Source organism: Bdellovibrio bacteriovorus str. Tiberius (assembly GCF_000317895.1).
Lineage (GTDB): Bacteria > Bdellovibrionota > Bdellovibrionia > Bdellovibrionales > Bdellovibrionaceae > Bdellovibrio > Bdellovibrio bacteriovorus_F.
Map to the genome: position 1 here is coordinate 2250533 of NC_019567.1, position 17715 is coordinate 2268247.

18 protein-coding genes are annotated in these 17715 nt (G+C 50.1%); 10 read left to right on the top strand and 8 right to left on the bottom strand.

Features of this window, described 5'->3' with window-relative positions; translation table 11 throughout:
- Positions 1–19: 19 nt before the first annotated feature.
- The 3 genes from BDT_RS10790 to BDT_RS10800 are packed head-to-tail and all read left to right on the top strand — an operon-like array spanning position 20 to position 3936.
- The gene (locus tag BDT_RS10790) at positions 20–1711 is read left to right on the top strand and encodes a peptide ABC transporter substrate-binding protein (protein WP_015091272.1); all 1692 of its coding nucleotides are present in this window, start codon (positions 20–22) and stop codon (positions 1709–1711) included.
- Between the two features lie 27 nt (positions 1712–1738).
- On the top strand, positions 1739–2710 hold the full coding sequence (locus BDT_RS10795; RefSeq protein WP_041577671.1) for an ABC transporter permease: 972 nt from the start codon (positions 1739–1741) through the stop codon (positions 2708–2710).
- An 11-nt stretch (positions 2711–2721) separates the two neighbouring features.
- Positions 2722–3936: an ABC transporter permease gene (locus tag BDT_RS10800; RefSeq protein ID WP_015091274.1), complete on the top strand. Its 1215-nt coding sequence runs from the start codon at positions 2722–2724 to the stop codon at positions 3934–3936.
- 3 nt (positions 3937–3939) lie between these two features.
- Here BDT_RS10800 and BDT_RS10805 read toward each other — a convergent pair whose 3' ends face one another.
- Positions 3940–4839, bottom strand: a complete 900-nt coding sequence (locus BDT_RS10805; protein WP_235046091.1) for a TIGR02285 family protein — start codon at positions 4837–4839, stop codon at positions 3940–3942.
- 202 nt (positions 4840–5041) lie between these two features.
- Between BDT_RS10805 and BDT_RS10810 the strand changes: the two genes are divergently transcribed.
- The 3 genes from BDT_RS10810 to BDT_RS10820 all read left to right on the top strand — a co-directional run bounded on the left by BDT_RS10810 (position 5042) and on the right by BDT_RS10820 (position 6910).
- On the top strand, positions 5042–5515 hold the full coding sequence (locus BDT_RS10810) for a hypothetical protein (RefSeq protein WP_015091276.1): 474 nt from the start codon (positions 5042–5044) through the stop codon (positions 5513–5515).
- 74 nt (positions 5516–5589) lie between these two features.
- Positions 5590–5829, top strand: coding sequence for a Sec-independent protein translocase subunit TatA/TatB (locus tag BDT_RS10815; protein WP_041577675.1), 240 nt, complete (start codon positions 5590–5592; stop codon positions 5827–5829).
- Positions 5830–5887: 58 nt separating this feature from the next.
- Positions 5888–6910, top strand: coding sequence for an alkane 1-monooxygenase (locus BDT_RS10820; protein ID WP_015091278.1), 1023 nt, complete (start codon positions 5888–5890; stop codon positions 6908–6910).
- On the opposite strand, the gene BDT_RS10825 is transcribed toward BDT_RS10820, so the two are convergent.
- From BDT_RS10825 to greA, 3 genes are all read right to left on the bottom strand, one after another.
- Entirely contained in the window at positions 6870–7667 is a 798-nt protein-coding gene (locus tag BDT_RS10825) for a glycerophosphodiester phosphodiesterase (protein WP_015091279.1), read from the bottom strand. The genes BDT_RS10820 and BDT_RS10825 overlap by 41 nt on opposite strands.
- Positions 7667–9568: a hypothetical protein gene (locus BDT_RS10830; RefSeq protein WP_015091280.1), complete on the bottom strand. Its 1902-nt coding sequence runs from the start codon at positions 9566–9568 to the stop codon at positions 7667–7669. Before BDT_RS10830 ends, BDT_RS10825 begins: the two co-directional genes overlap by 1 nt.
- 94 nt (positions 9569–9662) lie before the next feature.
- Positions 9663–10151: a transcription elongation factor GreA gene (gene greA / locus BDT_RS10835; protein ID WP_041577680.1), complete on the bottom strand. Its 489-nt coding sequence runs from the start codon at positions 10149–10151 to the stop codon at positions 9663–9665.
- A 129-nt stretch (positions 10152–10280) separates the two neighbouring features.
- Between greA and BDT_RS10840 the strand changes: the two genes are divergently transcribed.
- Positions 10281–10544, top strand: coding sequence for a (2Fe-2S)-binding protein (locus BDT_RS10840; RefSeq protein WP_015091282.1), 264 nt, complete (start codon positions 10281–10283; stop codon positions 10542–10544).
- On the opposite strand, the gene BDT_RS10845 is transcribed toward BDT_RS10840, so the two are convergent.
- Entirely contained in the window at positions 10541–10978 is a 438-nt protein-coding gene (locus tag BDT_RS10845; protein WP_015091283.1) for a (2Fe-2S)-binding protein, read from the bottom strand. The two genes, BDT_RS10840 and BDT_RS10845, sit on opposite strands and share 4 nt — an antisense overlap.
- Positions 10979–11087: 109 nt before the next feature.
- Here BDT_RS10845 and gloB point away from each other — a divergent pair, with 109 nt between their 5' ends.
- Complete coding sequence (gloB, locus tag BDT_RS10850) at positions 11088–11843, top strand: hydroxyacylglutathione hydrolase (RefSeq protein ID WP_015091284.1); 756 nt, start codon at positions 11088–11090, stop codon at positions 11841–11843.
- Here gloB and BDT_RS10855 read toward each other — a convergent pair whose 3' ends face one another.
- Positions 11844–13214 carry a TIGR01777 family oxidoreductase gene (locus BDT_RS10855; protein ID WP_015091285.1) on the bottom strand — a complete coding sequence of 457 codons (1371 nt, stop codon included), beginning with the start codon at positions 13212–13214 and terminating at the stop codon, positions 11844–11846.
- Positions 13215–13223: 9 nt separating this feature from the next.
- Positions 13224–14531, bottom strand: a complete 1308-nt coding sequence (locus BDT_RS10860) for a cryptochrome/photolyase family protein (protein WP_015091286.1) — start codon at positions 14529–14531, stop codon at positions 13224–13226.
- A 48-nt stretch (positions 14532–14579) separates the two neighbouring features.
- Here BDT_RS10860 and BDT_RS10865 point away from each other — a divergent pair, with 48 nt between their 5' ends.
- Complete coding sequence (locus tag BDT_RS10865; RefSeq protein ID WP_015091287.1) at positions 14580–15980, top strand: ABC1 kinase family protein; 1401 nt, start codon at positions 14580–14582, stop codon at positions 15978–15980.
- Positions 15981–16469, top strand: a complete 489-nt coding sequence (locus tag BDT_RS10870) for a TlpA family protein disulfide reductase (RefSeq protein ID WP_015091288.1) — start codon at positions 15981–15983, stop codon at positions 16467–16469.
- Between the two features lies 1 nt (position 16470).
- Here BDT_RS10870 and BDT_RS10875 read toward each other — a convergent pair whose 3' ends face one another.
- A complete protein-coding gene (locus tag BDT_RS10875; protein ID WP_015091289.1) occupies positions 16471–17715 on the bottom strand; it encodes an EF-hand domain-containing protein in 1245 nt (414 codons plus the stop codon).

The following is a 17715-nucleotide window of genomic DNA, read 5'->3' on the forward strand; positions in this document are numbered from 1 at the left end:
AATCAAAAAGGAGAAAGTGATGTTGAAAAAGTTTGCGAAAGGTCTCTGCGTGGTTGCAGGTTTGGGCATGAGTGTCCAGGCTGTGGCAGCTCCGTCCAACACCGAACTTAAAATCGGTATCTCTCAGGAATTCGAAACAATGAATCCGCTGATCATGTCCATGTCTGCTTCTGCGTACATGTACCGCATGGTGGGCCGTTCTTTGGTGGTTCTGACTCCGGAAGGCAAATGGGTCACTCAGCTTGCCAAAGAAATCCCTTCTTTGGACAAAGGCACTGCGAAGATCATCGAAGAAGGCGGCAAAAAGAAGATTGTAGCCAACTGGGAAATCATCGAAAGCGCAAAATGGGGCGACGGCAAACCGGTTATCTGCCAGGACTTCATCACTTCCCACACTATCGCGACCAGCCCGACTGTGAGCGTGGGTGAAAAAGAACAGTGGACTCAGGTGGAAAAGATCGACATCGATCCTAAAAATCCAAAAAAGTGCACATTCAAATACGAAAAAGCCAAATGGGACTTCTTCACCCTGGCTCAGTTCTTCCCGGTGCCAACTCACCTGGAAAAACCTGTGTTTGACAAATACTCCAAGCAAAAAGAAGGCTACGAAAAGAACTCCAACTACGTTCGCAACCCGACCAATCCGGGCCTTTACAACGGTCCTTACGTGATCAGCGAAGTGAAACTGGGTTCTCACGTTTCTTTTGCTGCGAACCCGAACTTCTATGGCAAACAGCCGAACATCAAAAAAGTGATCGTGAAGCTGATCCCGAACACCGGGACTATGGAAGCCAACCTTCGCTCCGGCACAATCGACATGATCTCCACTTTGGGTCTGGACCTGGATCAGGCACTTGCTTTCGACAAGAAAAACAAGTCTGAAAGCCTGCCTTACGTGGTTCACTTCGTACCGTCTGTGACTTACGAGCACATTGATCTTCGTTTGGACAATCCCATCCTGAAAGATGTGAACGTTCGTAAAGCGTTGTTGTATTCCATCAACCGCGACGACCTGGTGAAAGCATTGTTCGAGAACAAACAACAAGTGGCTTTGCACAACGTATCCCCTAAAGATCCTTGGTTCACTGCCGATCCAAAAGAGATCACTGTGTACCGTTACTCCAAGCGTGAAGCCGGAAAACTTCTGGATGCTGCTGGCTGGACTATGGGTAAAGATGGCTACCGTTACAAAGACGGCAAGAAACTTTCCGTTGTCTTCCAGACAACTGCGGGCAATAAAACCCGCGAGCTGGTTCAGGTTTACCTGCAAAACCAATGGAAACAGGCTGGCATCGAAGTTCTGATCAAGAACGAACCGGCACGTGTGTTCTTCGGTGAAACCATGTCCAAACGCAAGTTCGAAGGCATGGCTTTGTTTGCGTGGGTTTCTTCTCCGGAAAACAGCCCGCGTTCTACAGTTTATTCCAAAGCTATTCCGAACAACAGTAACGGCTGGTCCGGTCAGAACTATCACGGTTGGACAAATGCAACTGTTGATAAAAACCTGGAAGCTCTGGATCTTGAATTCAACGCGAAAAAACGTGCGGACCTGGTTCACGAAATCCTGAAGCTTTACACTTCGGAAGTTCCGGTTTTGCCTCTTTACTACCGCTCTGACATTTCTGTAACTCCGAAAAACTTGAAGGGTTACAAAATGGCTGGTCACCAGTTCTACGAGACAAACAACATCGAAGACTGGAACCTGAACTAGATCCCTGATTTTTTGGAGGACCCTGTTATGACTACATTCATCACCCGCCGCATTTTGCAGACACTCGCTGTGATAGTGATCCTGTCCTACGTGTGTTTCTATTTGATGAGCTTGATGCCCGGTGATCCGGTGGACATGATGGTGGCCTCCAATCCCAAAATCACCGCTGAAGACGTGGCCCGTCTGAAATCGTTGTACGGTTTGGACCAGCCGGTCTATAAACGTTACGCCAGCTGGATGGGTTCCATCCTTCAGGGTGATCTTGGTTACAGCCGTACCTATCGTGTTCCGGTTCAGGAACTGATGGGCCCGCGTCTGTGGAACACGTTCCTGCTTTCTGCAATCTCTTTGACCCTTTCCATTGCCATTGCCATTCCTCTGGGCGTGATCTCGGCGCTGAAGCCGGGAAGCCGAACAGACTATATAGTGAATCTGTTCTCGTTCGGGGGTATTTCCATCCCCTCATTCTGGCTGGCCATCGTATTGATCATTCTTTTTGCCGTGAAATTCCCCATCTTACCGGCCGGGGGCACACAAACCATCGGAGCATCGGATATGGGCCTGTGGGCTGATATCAAGGATCGCTCCATTTATCTGATTCTTCCCGTCCTGAGTCTGTCCATTCAGCAGATCGGACGCTTCTCAAGATTCACCCGTTCCACCATGCTCGAAGCCATGCGCAATGATTTCATCCGCACAGCAAGAGCCAAAGGTCTTTCCCGCAAAACAGTGATCTGGCAGCACGGTTTCCGTAATGCTTTGATTCCACTGATCACGATCCTGGCACTGAGTTTCTCGGGCTTGTTCTCTGGAGCCATCCTGACTGAAACTGTCTTTGCTTATCAGGGTGTGGGTAAACTTGTTTACGATTCCATTATTGGTAATGACTACAACGTGGCCATGATTTCTTTCGTGATTTCAGTCAGCATGGTTTTGCTGATGAATCTGGTAGCGGACATCATGTACGGCTTTGCGGATCCTCGCATCTCTTACCAATAGGATCATAGAGTATGAGCGAAATGACCATGAACGAAATCGAAATTGATAATAACCAACTGTCCGCCAAGGACCGTGCGGAGCTTGAAAAAGCCCAGCCGATGTGGAAGATGATCCTGACCCAGTTTATGGATCACAAGCTGGCTGTAGCTGGCGCTGCTATCATCAGCATCTTCATGCTGGTGGCGATCTTTGCCGGCACCATCCAGGCTGTCACGGGAATTGATCCGGACGCCCAAAATGTTGGAAACCGCTATCTGGCACCAATGACAACAGCCTCTGTGGGTCTGGATGTGCGTGAAACTGAAATTGAACGCTTCATCACGGACAACCCCGAAGCGGCCGACGTCGTGCAAAAAGCTTTGGTTGAAAAAGGCATCGTTGCGGTGGCCGAAGCTGACGCGATCTATGAACTGGGTGCCCAGGAAATTTCCAAAGCGCTTTCGGATTTGAAAAGCCTGAACATCGCTGAAACAGCCGGCTTGGTTTCCATCTTCAACAACTTTGAAACCTTCCACCTGTTCGGCACCGACGAACTGGGCCGTGATGTCTTTATCCGTCTGGTTTACGGGACCCGTGTTTCCATGGGCGTGGGCGTTCTGGTGGCTATTGCGTCAGCCCTAATCGGTTTATTGATCGGCAGTATCGCGGGCTTCTATGGCGGAATGATTGACACCTTCCTGATGCGTGTGACGGATGCTTTGCTGTCCCTGCCGCACATCCCGGTTTTGATTGTTATTGCTGCCATCGATCTTTCCAAAATTCCATGGCTGAAGGCAATCATCAGCACATCCAACGAAAGCATCTTCAAGATGATCATCATCCTGTGCCTGTTCTCGTGGATGTCGGTGGCCCGTCTGGTGCGTGGAAGTATTTTGTCGATCCGTGAACGTGAATTCGTTCTGGCGGCAAAAACCCTGGGTGCCAAAGACAGCACGATCATCATCCGCCACATGTTCCCGAACGTCATTGCACCAATGCTGGTGGCGATCACTTTGGGTGTGGGCGAATCGATCTTGTTTGAAGCAGCATTGAGCTTCCTGGGTCTGGGGATTATGCCTCCGACACCAAGCTGGGGGAACATGCTGAACAATGCGCAGGAACTGATTTACCAGGCTCCGTTCCTGGCGGTTCTGCCGGGTCTGTTGATTTTCCTGACGACAGTCAGCTTTAACTATCTGGGTGACGGTCTGCAGGATGCTATTGATCCCAAAGCGATCCGTCGCTAATTTTCACCACGGGGCCGTCATCCACGGTCCCTGTGCTCTTTTCTGATAAAATTCATCCAAAGTTTTTCGACTTTTCTTTTGCAGGTCCGGCGCCAGCCACGATTCCACGGCGCGCTGGTATTCGTTGGTTAAAGCCATTTTCTGCAATACCTGATCGACCTTGCGAACAACATCCCGACCCCAGGGGTTTTTAGTGCAAGCCAGATAAAAAACGGCTGAGGGATGGGACTCTTTCACAATCCGGGTTGCCAGAGGTTTTGCCGGAAATATCTTTTCATTATAGGCCCGCACCACGGCTTCATACTCAATCATATAGTCAAAACGCTTTTTCTCCAGCATCTTCAGCAGTGAGGTGTAACCTTCACTGACATTCTTTTTCAGCATCAAATGCTTGTCCCGCGGTGAAACATTTTTCACCAGTGCATCGATGTCGGAACCATAAGACCGATCTTTGACGAAAAGACCGACCCATTTTTTGTTTTTCATAATGTCTTTTAAAGAAACTTCCGCAGGCAGCTTTTCCAGCATCTGGGCATTTGCGGTTACGAGCACATATTCATGGGGAACCTGAAACGACAGCGCTGAAAAGTACGCCAGCTTTTCCCGTTCAGGCGTTATCAAGGCAGAACCTGAACAGATGTTTCTGCCCAGCTTCCATAGTTCCATGGTTTTGGGCATATCTGCATACATGTCGGTGAACTGATACCCCTTCAGATTATCCTCCAAAATCCGGCGCAGACGATCCACCCGGCCCATGTTGGCGTTGGCCCCTTCAAGTATGTAGTAGGGCTCCCAATCAGTGACCGCCCAAGGGACAGTGATTTTCTCGGTGACGACCCGAGATGTCTGGGCCCAGCTCAGTGTCAGTAACATTGGAAGAAATATGGAGGTAAGAGATACCACGGCGCCCTCCTCTGGTTTTAATTTACTCCCCTGAGCTGCGGGCACCATATGTAATTTGACCCTTCTTCGTGTTCGTCAGGTGCCGACAAAAGACTGATCAAGGATGTAAAAAGGTAAGATCCCCCGACCTCAACGCCGCCTTGGTTTGGAGTAAACCCGGCACGGATCTTGTTATAGGGGGCTATAGATAAATGGGGTTGATATGAAAACCGTATTCTCTTTCTTTGCCACAATTATGTTCTCGCTTTCAGCCATGCCACAAACTGCTGCAGAGCTAACTTGCCGCGCCCAGGCCAAAGAGATGGCTCTCCAGACCTACTCTTCCTGCATTACAGAAGCGCGCAATACGCAGGTTGAGGAAATCCGAAAAAATTATCAAAAAGAGCTGTCTGATCTGAAGTCCAAGTACGACAAAGAGCTTAAGAAGATGGGCAATGGCAACGCCAAAAAGGCCGCCAAAGCCGCTCCTGTCGCTCGTGAAGTCCAGGCCCCTGTACCAACCAAGGGCATCGCAAAGCAGCTTCCAGGCAAAGCTCAGAGCTCTGAAGCCATCCCTGTGCAAACTGTGAGTGAAGGGACCAAGGTCGTTGCCGTGGGCTCTGAAGAAGCGGACGGACTGGAAAAAGAAGCCGCTGATGCGGATCAGGTCGAAATTATCGACATGCCCGTGGAATAAGCCCAGACAGACATTGATTTTCCTCCCAGACAGGTCTAAAAAGTGTACACTTTAAGAAATTTGGGAGGAACCCCATGGGTGAGTTTAGCCTTACGCACATTCTGCTTCTAGCTGTTATCTTTTTGATCTTCTTCGGACCAAGCCGTCTTCCACAACTGGGTCAGTCCATGGGTAAAGCCATCCGTGGCTTCAAACAAGGCCTGAACGAAATCGACGTTGATGCCAAAGACATTCACGACAACCAACAGGTTTCTCACCAGAACAAACAAAACATGGGTCAAACCACGAAACAAAGCGAAAACCAAAACTCCTAAGTTTTAGTTTTTTTGTTTCTCTTAAAAGCCTTCCTGGAGCTAAGCTTTACTTAGAACCATGAAGGCTTTTTTATTTTATTCCCGCTACAGTCTTGCTTACCTCTTTGCCCTGCTGGCATTGCTCGGGGCCGCTTTGGGTGGTGCATGGACTTTTCTGGGAGTGATCGGACTTTTTGTGATCCATCCGGTCTTGGATCATATCTTACGCACAAAGCACATTCCCGAAGTTCGCCCGAAAAGCCGTCTGCCTGAGGCCCTGTTGATTTTTGCACTTCCCTTCATGTCTGTGTTTCTATTTACCGGAGTGATTCATTCTCTGGATGCCACAGCTTTGGAACTGACAGGTCTTGTTCTTTCTTTCGGCGCCATCACCGGAGTGCTCGCCATCAACACCGCGCACGAACTGGTGCATCGACGCGAAAAGCCCCTGCGTGGACTGGGTGTGGGACTTTTGCTGCTGGCGAACTTTTCTCACTACGCCATTGAACATGTTTACGGCCATCACAAAAACGTGGCCACACCCGAAGATCCCGCCACCGCCCGCAGGAATGAATGGATCTACACCTATCACTTCCGATCTTTCTTTGGTGGCCTTTGGGACGCCTTCAAGTTTGAAAGCAAACGTCTGAAAAACAAGCCCGTGTGGCACCGGGTTCGTCATCGCATTGTCTGGTATGTGCTTTGGCAGATGTTATTAGGTCTTGCGGTGCATGGCCTATACGGCACCCCGGCGCTGATATTCTGGCTGGGTCAGGGTGTTGTTGGTGTGCTGCTGCTTCAGACTGCGGACTACATTGAACACTATGGTTTGTTACGGATAAAAAAGGGCGACGGATTTTACGAAGGGGCCAAGTCCCTTCATTCCTGGGACAGCTATCAGATCATCACAAACTACACCCTGATCAACCTGGGCTACCATTCACATCATCACTTGAAAGCCACATTGCCATTCACGGAACTGCAGGAACAGCCCGGGGCGATGAAGCTTCCTTATGGCTATTCAACCATGGCCCTGCTGGCGTTTGTTCCGCCTTTGTATTTTAAGAAAATAAATCCGCTGCTTTCTCAACATCAGAAATAATGCTGATCGCCCCGGCCTGAAGGTAGGCTTTTCCGCGATCCAGATCATTCACTGTCCATAACGCCACTGGAATACCGCGCTCTTTATAGGCGCGCACTTCGTTCGGAGTTACAAAGCGATAATCCAGATTCAAAGCGTTCACCCCCACATAAGGGGCCAGCCAAAGTTTTTTAAGATAGATTTTATTTTCAGGGTCGTCTTCACCGGTCGCCAGCAAGGCTCGTGGCACTTGCGGCAAAAGATGACTTAAGCGCCAGATCGACATGGGATTGAAACTTGAAAACATCACGTCTTTTTCGCGATGATATTTTTTCACCAGCTCAGCCACACCCTTTTCAAGTCGCGAATCAAACAGTGCGTTGCTCTTGATCTCAATATTTATTGCAGCAGGAATATCCTTGGATGCCAGAACCTCTTCCAAGGTGCACGCACCCGCCCATGTTTTCAGATCTGCCGCAGACACTTCAGTCACACGCAGATCTTTCTGTGCGATCCGCTTCAAGTCCCCGTCATGAAACACCACCGGAACTTCATCCTGGGACAGACGCACATCCAGTTCAAACATCTGAAAACCCATTTCGCGGGCCTTCACAAAAGACACATAGGAATTTTCCTGGGCACCGGCTTTCCAGAATCCGCGATGGGCCTGCCAGGCAGGTGGTTGTATCCCTTCAACCGGCCAGCGTTGCGCCTGCCAGGTTTTGTGGCGATAAAACAAAAAACCTGCAATTGCCAGCAGCGCCACCAAAGCAATCATTAGCGCCGTGCCTTATCTTCCACAAACTGCGGAAGCTCACGCGTGCCTTGAATCTGCCAGCGACGCTGGATCTTGCCATCCTTGACCTGCACGTGGCCTTTTAAGCGGGCGTCCTCATTCCAGGAGCCCTCCGTGCTAAGCTTCCCCGTGCGCGAAGCCTGCGCCTGGAACCCTTTCCAGGAAAAATCTTTGGAACTTTTCGCACCCAGCTGACCCGTTAAACCTGTCAGATTCAAAACACCCTCATGCCACCACGAGTTCAACGTCACCGGACGCAACACTTCGGCGGTTGGAGAATTTGGTGAAACTTTCATCGATTGCACCTGGGCGTTCAGCAGAACCTCCCCTTTGCTCCAGTCAAAGGAGGCACGGGTTTTCCCCAAGGCGACACCTTCGATATCCATGGAATTCAATCGCAAAAGACCTTTTAAGGACTGCACCTTGCCTTCAGCAAAACGCAGATCCCCATCCAGACTCATCAGGCCGATTTCACCACCATTGGTCATCAACTTTTGTACTGGTAATGCCAGCTGCAATTCATCGATATGAGTTTTCACCGCCACGGCCTTGAAATCACGGTCCGCGCGCAAGTTCAGATCACCGACAAAGACACCACCACGGGGTTCAACGCGCTTGATCTGGAAACTCCAATGGTCCTGATCCAGGGCAATGTCACCGACCATGCTTTCAATCACCTGAAGCTCGCGCTGACCCTTATTGGAAAAGACAAATTCAAGTCCGGCATGTTCGCCGCTCATGCGCATCTTCTGATCCGACACGATTTCTGCGCGCCCCGTGAAGCTGCCCAGATGCCCCAGAATACTGGTTTGTTTGGTGCGATTCAAAAGCACCAGAAGTTTTTCGATATCCAGCTTTTTCACATCGACCTGGATCGGCTCGTATTTCAATGGTTCAATGGAAGCGATATTGATTTTATCGACATGCATTTCACCCAGATCACCTTCCATGCGCAGGTCACGAATCTCCAGCGGCAAAGAACGAATTTCATCCACTGGGCCCGCCAAACGCGCCTTGGAAGACATCCACACCTGACGACCATTCAGGTCGCGCGATGCCAGTTGATATTTTTGCAGGATCGCCAGAATCTGACTAAGAGGAATGTGTTTCAGATCGGTTTCCACCGCCAGCAATTGATCGCCCAGAGTGTAGTTGGCAATCACACTATAGTGTCCTTCGCGCCAGTTTCCAAAGAAATGCGCCTGCACAGCGGCTTCCGGGGATTCCTTGTACTGCAAATACAGATTTGCATGCGACAGATAGTCGCCGACCTGACTGTCTTTCATCAGGTGGGTTTTTGCAGTGACCTCAATAATTTTTGGTTCAAAGGATTTTACTTTTACTGCAAAATTCATCAGCTCGGTGGAATACTGCGGATGCTTGGCGGAAGTGATTTTCAGCGTGCGAACAGAGACACCGCGAACATCGTTGCGGTATTTCTGGCTTTGCTCTGAGGGGGAAAGCGTGACTGCGGGTTTTGGCGTGCTGGCCGGAATCTGTTCTGGATCCGTCGGGTCACAGTCTTTGAAGTCCTCACGCAAGGTCAGATTCACGCTGTTGGCTTCCACCACACGCACGGGGGCTTTACCCTGAATCAGATTTAAAAACGACAACGGCAGACGAAGCTCATCAATCTCCATCACGGGCGCAGCCCAGCACGTCTGCGCAGATTCCATGCGCACATTGGTGATGATCACTGCAAAGCGCGGCAGAATGCCATTGCTCAGACTGACATAAGCCGAACCAAAGCTGACTTTGACGTCCTTGTGAATGTGACTTGCGGCTTTTTCAATTCGTGCAGCCAGCCGTGAAGGCGACAGCAGGGATTTAGTGGTGTAACCAAGAAGGAACGCCAGAATCAGACCGGTCAGTAGAATGGTCATTCCAGGCTGTTCTGCTATTAGATGTCGGTCTGAGAGGCGTCTGCGCGAGTCCATGACCCATTCTCACAGAGAAGGTCATGGACCGACAAGGAAATTACTTATACTCGAAGGAGATGATTTCGAACTCTTTGTCGCCTTTAGGGCTTTGTACTGTCACGGTGTCGGATTCTTTTTTACCGATCAACGCGCGCGCCAAAGGAGACAGAATGGAGATCATGCCATTTTTAACGTCTGATTCATCAACACCCACGATCTGGTATTGGAATTCTTCTTCGGACTCAGTGTCTACGATTTTAACAACCGCACCGAAAACGATACGATCTGCTTTGATTTGTGCTGTGTCGATAACATCTGCACCCGCCAATTTGCCCTGAATTTCAGCAATACGACCTTCAATCATACCTTGGCGTTCTTTTGCAGCCTCGTATTCAGCATTTTCAGAGATATCGCCTTGAGCACGAGCCTCTTCGATAGCCAGAATCACGGACGGTCTTTCTTCCAACAGAAGCTTTTTCAACTCTGCATCCAGCAGCGCTTTTCCGCGGATGGTCATAGGAAGTTTATCAGGTGTAGCAATAGCCATTTCAGCTCCATTGTTAGAAGGACATTTGTTTTACAGGATTCCGGCGGGCTTTTCAATGCAGTTATGACGCTTAGCAGTACTAATGGTTCAGAAGTATCCTTTTCAGATGCAGGGCATTACAATTGATCCATGGGCGCCAAGAAAAAGACCGAAATCATCTGCCGTTGCAATAATGTGAGTCGTGAGACCATTGAGCGGGCCATTAAAGACGGCGCCACCACCCTGAACGACATCTTCGATACCACATCGGCCGGGGTGGGACCCTGCGGGGGTTCTTGCCGCCGCAAGCTGGGACCTCTTTTGGATTATTATCTGAAAAACGGAACTTTCCCCGAAAAGATCACTGAAGACCTTACCGGAAAAGCGCCTGTGCCCGAAAAAAAGGACACTTAGGCGGTCTTTTTACCCAATCTGAAATCGATGATTTTTTGAACCTCGGGACGACAAGTCCCGCAGTTGGTGCTGGCATTGGTCTGACGACTGACGACTTCCGTGGAATGTGCCCCCGCAATAATCGCCTGATCCACGGTGTGTGCCGAAACGGAACGGCAATGGCAAAGCTCTTCTTCGCAATATGGGAAAGCCCATTCCCCGCGCAAACGCAGAATCATTTCACGCAGCAACAGGCTTGAGTGATCCTGTGCTTCCGGCACCGGCCACTTTTTAAGGTCCGCCCCAAAGTTTTTGCGCATGGTCTGCATCATATCCATAAACTGAGAGCAGCCCATGATCGAAACCTTTTCAACCGCTCCGGGAGCCTGGGTGTTGTCACCCTGGCATTGCACTTCAATAAAATCACGGCCTTCAAGCTCTACTTTGATCTTCATAATAAGTTCTAAGTTTAGTGTAAAAACCCAGGCTGCCCAAGGCCAGTTGTGCTGTTAATCAAACCCACCTTGGTCTTGTCGAAGCCGATCTCAACTGCAAGAATAGGACATGGTGAAAAACGAACATGTAGAGCTGATTCCCATCTTTGATGACAACTACGTCTTTGTCCTGATCGACAGCGACGCTAATAAGGCCGTGGTTGTGGATCCGGGCGAGGCCGGCCCGGTGGCTGATTTCCTGTGCGAAAGACAGCTCGACCTTGGCGGGATTTTACTGACTCATCATCACTCGGATCACATCGGCGGCGTGGGCGAGCTTAAAGCCATCTTCAACTGCCCCGTGTATGCCCCCGAAAAGAATCAAAAGCAGATATCTGGGGCGGATCACTGGCTGAAAGAGGGCGACCAGCTAAAAATTGCCCCTTGGGAATTCACCATTCTGGAACTGCCCGGGCACACGCTGGGACACATCGCTTACTGGGATCAACAGCACAAATGGCTTTTTTCCGGGGATGTGATTTTTGGACTGGGCTGCGGAAGATTGTTCGAAGGGACTCACGAACAGGGCTATACAAGTCTTCAGCGCATCAAGAAACTGCCGCCGCAGACCTTGATTTACTGCACCCATGAATACACCGAACGCAATCTGGAATTCTGCCGTATTCTGACCAGTCAGGACAACACCCCGATCACCGGTGATTCCGAGGCGCTGGAGCTTTACGCCAATGTTCTCTCCAATCGCCGGGAGCTGGGACTTCCCAGCGTTCCGCTAAAACTTTCCATTGAAGAAAGCACCAATCCATTTTTGCTGGCCCGGAACGTTGAACAGTTCCGTTACTTGCGTGAACTGCGCAACCGTCAGTGATCAGTCTGTCTTGGTCGGCAGCGTTCCCATATTGGCGATATAACGGCGGCGGAAAGCAAAGATGCTTTCCACGTCTTTTCTGACGAAACGGTTGGATACAAGCCATCCCAAAAAGCCCATCGGCATGCGGTAACGAACCCGGTCCACCAGCAAGGTCCCGCCACAGAACGGACGGAATTCGTGCGTGTGATGCCAAAGCCGGTAGGGGCCTTTCAACTGATTGTCGACGAACTTAAACGGCGGCTGCCATTCGTCGATCTCGGTTTTCCATTTAGCCGGAACACCGTGAATTTTCAGTTTATAATCGATCAACGTCCCCTGCCCCATTTCCGGCGTCGACATTTTCTCAATCAGGAAATTCAGCGTTGGCGGAGTAATCCGCTCCAGATTGTGGGCGTCTTTGAAAAAATGAAAAAGTTTTTCAGGAGGTGCCGGGACAAACTGCTCGGCCACGAAAATTTCTTCGCCCATTTTAAATGGCAGACAGATTTCATTCAGTGCTTCCAGCAGATTTTCATAGTGAAATTTGTATCCCAGCGCCTGCGCCTTTTCCGGCAACATGCGCACAGAGGCCACCAGGGACTTCGCCAGTTCGCCGAATAAAACATTCAATGCAAACAAAGGCACCGCCGGCCCCAAACGAGTCCCCAAAGCCTGCACCAGAGTTTCAGAAAACTCACGATTGGTCACCGGATGCGGAGCTCCTGCATTCAAAGCGCCTTCCACATCATGATGTTCCAAGGCGAAAACATACAGTCCGATAATGTCTTTCAGATGAATCCAGCTCATCCACTGCTTGCCATCTCCCAGGATGCCACCGACCCCACTGCGGAACGGGAACAGCATTTGATCCAAGGCGCCGCCCTGCCTTGCCAGCACAATACCTGTGCGCACAAAGACGGAACGCCCCGGAGCTTTGGCTGCTTCGGCTTCCCATTCTTTGCAAAGGTTTGCCAGAAAATCATCCCCGTGCGTGGAATCTTCAGTCAGACTTGTGTCCTGCTGATCCCCGTATAGGCCCATGGCGGAAGAAGAAATAAAGCATTTCAAGCCTTCAGGCAGGCTTTGCACCAGATGTCTGGTGCCAATCACCCGGGATTGATATATGCGTTTTTTCTTTTCTTCGGTCCAGCGTTCACCGGCGATGGATTCACCCATCAGGTTGTAGACAACTTCAATTTTTGCCATGCGGGAATCGTGCAAAGGATTGGTATTCAAATCCCCTTCAATGATCTCGCAGGGAAAAGGCAACTGCTCGCGGGCTTTGGCTTGATCGCGACTGACGACGTAAAGATCATGGCCTTTTTCTGCCAGAACTTTTCCCAATTCCCGCCCGATCAATCCGGTCGCACCGGTAATGAGAATTCGCATGGCTGCCTCCTACTTTTTCAGAACTTTGGTGAACGCCTGCAAACAGCGTCCACGGGCTTCGTTATGATCCACCATCGGTTCGGGGTACGCATCCGTTCCGTATTCTGGAACCCATTTTTGCACATACTTGCCATCCGGATCAAACTTCTCAAACTGGGTTTGCGGGTTGAAGATCCTAAAATACGGAGCGGCATCACAGCCTGATCCCGCAGCCCACTGCCAGTTGCCATTATTCGCAGACAGGTCATAATCCAAAAGCTTTTTGGCAAAGTAACGTTCACCTTCATACCAGTGAATCAACAGGTGCTTGCACAGAAAGCTTGCGACCACCATGCGCACCCGGTTGTGCATATAGCCCGTGGCGTTCAATTCACGCATCCCGGCATCCACCAAAGGATATCCAGTGCGGCCTTCACACCATTTTTGAAAGTCAGACTTGGATTTACGCCACGCGATCTTGTCATATTCCGGGCGGAAGCTTTGATTTTCGACTTGCGGAAAGTGCCACAAAATCTGCATGAAGAAATCACGCCAGATCAGCTCACTCAGCCAAACGGGCGAGTGCTTTTTCGCTTCACGCGCCAGCTCCCGCACACTCAATGTCCCGAAACGCAAATGCAATCCCAGATGCGAGGTGCCCTTTTCATTGGCCGGAAAGTCCCGCGTGGCCTGATAGCTTTTTAGCATTTTGGTGGAAAGATCCATCGGCGGGAACTCGATCTGGCTGCGCTCAAAACCAAAGCTTTTTAAGGTCGGCAGGGCCTCGGGCTTTTTCACTTTGGCATAGCTGCTTTCATACAGGTCATTGGGATAAGACTTCAAATAGAATGACGTCAGATTTGCCAGCACCTTGTTTTTGTAAGGCGTGTAAACCGTGTAGGGCTTTCGCGCCTCAGTCAGAATCTCGTCTTTTTCAAACAGGCACTGGTCTTTGAAGGTCAGAAATTCAATCCCGGCTTTTGCTGCCCACGCTGCCACCTTTTCATCCCGTTTGCACGCGGCGGGCTCATAGTCATGGTTGGCGTAAATGGCTTCAATTTCCATTTCCGTCGACAGGGCTTTTAGGACCTCTAACGGCTTGCCATGACGAACCAGCAAATCTGATTTTTTGGTTTTCAATTGCTGCTTGATATCCTGAATCTGGTCATAGATGAACGTCACCCGTGCATCAGCCGGATCCTCGAGCTTTTCCAAGATCTCGGAATCAAAGATAAACAGCGGCAGTACCGCAGAGCGTTCTTTCAGTGCATGATACAGCCCCGCATTATCATCCAGGCGGAGATCGCGACGGAACCAAAAAACTGTGACTTTTGACATAGGAATAAAAGTTTAACATTTCGCCTACTTAAGGTAAATTGGGATTCTATGGACGAAAAAAAGTCTGCCAAAAAACATACAAAAAAGATTGAGAAGATCAAATCCTCGGTCTTTTCCCGCAGTCTTTCCTTGGCCAAACTGACCATTCAAGCCGGCGCCTCCATTGCCCAACACGGTGTCACCACGGCTTTAAAATCCAAAGAATCCAAAGAAGAAACCTGGAAGCAGCTTTTGCAAAACCAGGCTCAAAGTATCAGCGCTGAACTGGGTGAACTTAAAGGCAGTCTGATGAAGGCTGGCCAGATGCTTTCCATGTACGGCGAACACTTTCTGCCGCCAGAAGCCAATGAACTGCTGAAATCCCTGCAGCACGATTCTCCGCCCCTTTCATGGGAAGCCATCGAGCCGACCTTGAAGAAACAGCTGCCTCCGGAAAAACTGGAACTTTTAGAAATTGAAAAGGAAGCTCTGGCTTCGGCCTCCATGGGGCAGGTTCACCGCGCGCGCATCAAAGCCACGGGGGAAAGTATCGTGCTCAAGATTCAGTACCCGAATGTGGACCGCGCTATCGACAGTGATCTTCGCGCGATCAAGACACTTCTGGGGACCCTGAAGCTTCTGCCCAAAGATTTCAACATGGATCCGGTGTTTGCCGAGGTTCGCGAAATGCTGGTGCAGGAAACCGACTACGAGATGGAAGCGCGACTGACCGAAGACTTTCACAACCGCCTTGCTGGCGACAGCCGCTTCGTGGTTCCGAAAGTCATTCGTGAATTTTCCGGCCCTCGCATTCTGGCGTCCACCTTTGAACGGGGCCTGCGGGCCGATGATTCCCTGATTCAAAGCCTGCCTCAGGAAAGACGCAACCGCCTGGCGCTGAACTTCCTGGATCTGTATTTCAAAGAGATCTTTGAATGGGGTGTCGTTCAGACAGATCCTCATGCCGGCAATTATCGCATCCGCATCGACCCCCAAGGCCGGGATCAATTGGTTCTTTTTGATTTTGGTGCGACCCGTTCCTATGATCTGAATTTCCTGACTCCGTACCGCCGCATGGTCAAAGGTTCATTGTTCAATGACCGGGACCTGTTCATGAAGGCGGCAATGGAATTAAATTTTGTCTCGGACAATGACGACCCTAAACTAAAACAGGTCTTTGAAGAATTCTGCTTTGAAACGGTAGAGCCTTTTATTGAATTCAACGACCCCCGCAACAACCAGGGTCAGATTGCCGCCGATGGCACTTATGACTGGAAAAACACCACACTGCCGCAGCGTCTTTCCAAAAAGGTGTTTCAGATCATCCGCGGTTTCCACTTCCGCACACCTCCGCGTGAAATCATTTTCCTGGATCGAAAAACTGGCGGGGTCTTTATCTTCCTTTTCGTTCTGCGCGCCAAGGTGCGCGGGCGGGATCTGTTATTGAAATACATCGAAAGGATTTCTTAGATGAGATTTCTGACTGCTTTGATTATGTTTTTTGCTGGCACGGCCTTCGCTAAAGAAATGCCCTCCACCGCAGAATTCAAACGACTGCCCACGGTGGCTTTAAATAAAGGCGACGTCAAAACGCTGAAGGACCTTCAAGGCAAAGTTGTGCTGGTGGATTTCTGGGCTTCCTGGTGTGAGCCGTGCAAGGCCGCTCTTCCCCACTACAACAACCTGTATAAAAAGTACCGCAGTCAGGGATTGGTGGTGCTGGGGGTGAACGAGGACGAAGAGGCTGCGGAGCGGGATGCCTTTTTAAAAACCGTAAAGCTTGATTTCCCGCTATATCACGACCAGGGGCGCCTGGTGCTGGAGGATTTTAAAGTCCTGGCACTGCCGACTCTTTATGTGTTTGATAAAAAGTTAAAGCCTGTGGTTTTTTATCGTGGTTACGACGAAAAAAACTCACAGGCTTTGGAAAAGAAAATTCAGGAACTTTTAAAGCAGTAACTTATCTTTGGCTCAGCTTGGTTTCTGCCGGAGCCAGCCAGATGTCCACGATCTTGCCTTTTTTGATCTTCTTGCCGTCTTTATACCAGAAGTCCGCACGCTCGCGGGCTTCAGCATAGGCACCAATCGGAGTCACCACGCCTTTTTCATATTTCAAAGAAATCTTGGTCACTTTCGTGTGCAGTGCGATCATTTCCTCTTTTTGGGAAATACCATCACCGTTTTTATCCTGCCACATCACCAGTTTCTTAAAGTCTTTGTCACGGTGATCAACAACGCCGTCTTTGTTGGAATCAAAGGCTCTTAGAACCTCAAATCCATTCACTTCAGAAGCGTTATCACCGAACAGCTCATCCTTTTGGTCGATCTTGCCGGACTTGTCACGATCCAGAGCCACGAACCAGCCTGGAGCATTGGCTTCCGGCCAGTGCGTTTTACCAATTGGATTCAGCGGGAAGTCGGTCATGTTATTGAAGGTCGGTCTTTGATCATCAAAGAAGACCATCAAAGGCGACCAGTAACCACCGCAGAAACCTGTTTCACCCGGGAAGGACACGTTGATGTCCACCACGGATTTGTCGGCGGATACTGAGATACCACCGAAGGAAGCAGTGATGTCCCCGTCTTTACCCATGAAATCGCCGCATTTGCGGGTTGGAGTGTAGGAAGAGTAGCCGTATTGACCGTACACCGCCGCAGAACCATCACAATTCACCGTCTGCACGAAGCTTGAAGATTTCAGTGAGACGTCCCCTTTTTCAGGGATCATCACCTGCCCCGCATCGTCCACACTCACCGAGGTTGGGATTTTCGTCTTCATCACAACTGCATTACCAAACAACGCCGCCGTTCCCGATGCTCCCGTGACGACAAATTTATCTGCAGCCATTGGCGCCGGCGTAGCCGTCGTCATCCCGGTTTTCAAAACAAGGTCGCTTGGATACTTCACTGTAAAGGCATAGTCCTTACCACCCAGTACCAGAGTGAAATTTGCCGTGATAATCGCCGTTGCAGCCAGAGGATTTGTCACCCCTCGCAGATTCGTCGGAAAGCACGAGTTGTTCAGACGTACTGTCACAACATCCTTCGCCGAACGACTGACCATACCAGAAGCAGGTGCCGCCGTTACGGTTTCCCCGGAGCTGGCACTGTTCACGGACATCGGGAAGTCTTTATCTTCAGCCTGAGCCGCGCCAGAGATCATCACCCCTGCGACCAAGATCATTTTGAAATTGTTGTTCCCCAT

Coding starts and splice junctions, on each gene's coding strand:
- BDT_RS10790 (WP_015091272.1), top strand. CDS start 20: ATGTTGAAAAAGTTTGCGAAAGGTCTCTGCGTGGTTGCAGGTTTGGGC.
- BDT_RS10795 (WP_041577671.1), top strand. CDS start 1,739: ATGACTACATTCATCACCCGCCGCATTTTGCAGACACTCGCTGTGATA.
- BDT_RS10800 (WP_015091274.1), top strand. CDS start 2,722: ATGAGCGAAATGACCATGAACGAAATCGAAATTGATAATAACCAACTG.
- BDT_RS10810 (WP_015091276.1), top strand. CDS start 5,042: ATGAAAACCGTATTCTCTTTCTTTGCCACAATTATGTTCTCGCTTTCA.
- BDT_RS10815 (WP_041577675.1), top strand. CDS start 5,590: ATGGGTGAGTTTAGCCTTACGCACATTCTGCTTCTAGCTGTTATCTTT.
- BDT_RS10820 (WP_015091278.1), top strand. CDS start 5,888: ATGAAGGCTTTTTTATTTTATTCCCGCTACAGTCTTGCTTACCTCTTT.
- BDT_RS10825 (WP_015091279.1), bottom strand. CDS start 7,667: ATGATTGCTTTGGTGGCGCTGCTGGCAATTGCAGGTTTTTTGTTTTAT.
- BDT_RS10830 (WP_015091280.1), bottom strand. CDS start 9,568: ATGACCATTCTACTGACCGGTCTGATTCTGGCGTTCCTTCTTGGTTAC.
- greA (WP_041577680.1), bottom strand. CDS start 10,151: ATGGCTATTGCTACACCTGATAAACTTCCTATGACCATCCGCGGAAAA.
- BDT_RS10840 (WP_015091282.1), top strand. CDS start 10,281: ATGGGCGCCAAGAAAAAGACCGAAATCATCTGCCGTTGCAATAATGTG.
- BDT_RS10845 (WP_015091283.1), bottom strand. CDS start 10,978: ATGAAGATCAAAGTAGAGCTTGAAGGCCGTGATTTTATTGAAGTGCAA.
- gloB (WP_015091284.1), top strand. CDS start 11,088: ATGGTGAAAAACGAACATGTAGAGCTGATTCCCATCTTTGATGACAAC.
- BDT_RS10855 (WP_015091285.1), bottom strand. CDS start 13,214: ATGCGAATTCTCATTACCGGTGCGACCGGATTGATCGGGCGGGAATTG.
- BDT_RS10860 (WP_015091286.1), bottom strand. CDS start 14,531: ATGTCAAAAGTCACAGTTTTTTGGTTCCGTCGCGATCTCCGCCTGGAT.
- BDT_RS10865 (WP_015091287.1), top strand. CDS start 14,580: ATGGACGAAAAAAAGTCTGCCAAAAAACATACAAAAAAGATTGAGAAG.
- BDT_RS10870 (WP_015091288.1), top strand. CDS start 15,981: ATGAGATTTCTGACTGCTTTGATTATGTTTTTTGCTGGCACGGCCTTC.
- BDT_RS10875 (WP_015091289.1), bottom strand. CDS start 17,715: ATGGGGAACAACAATTTCAAAATGATCTTGGTCGCAGGGGTGATGATC.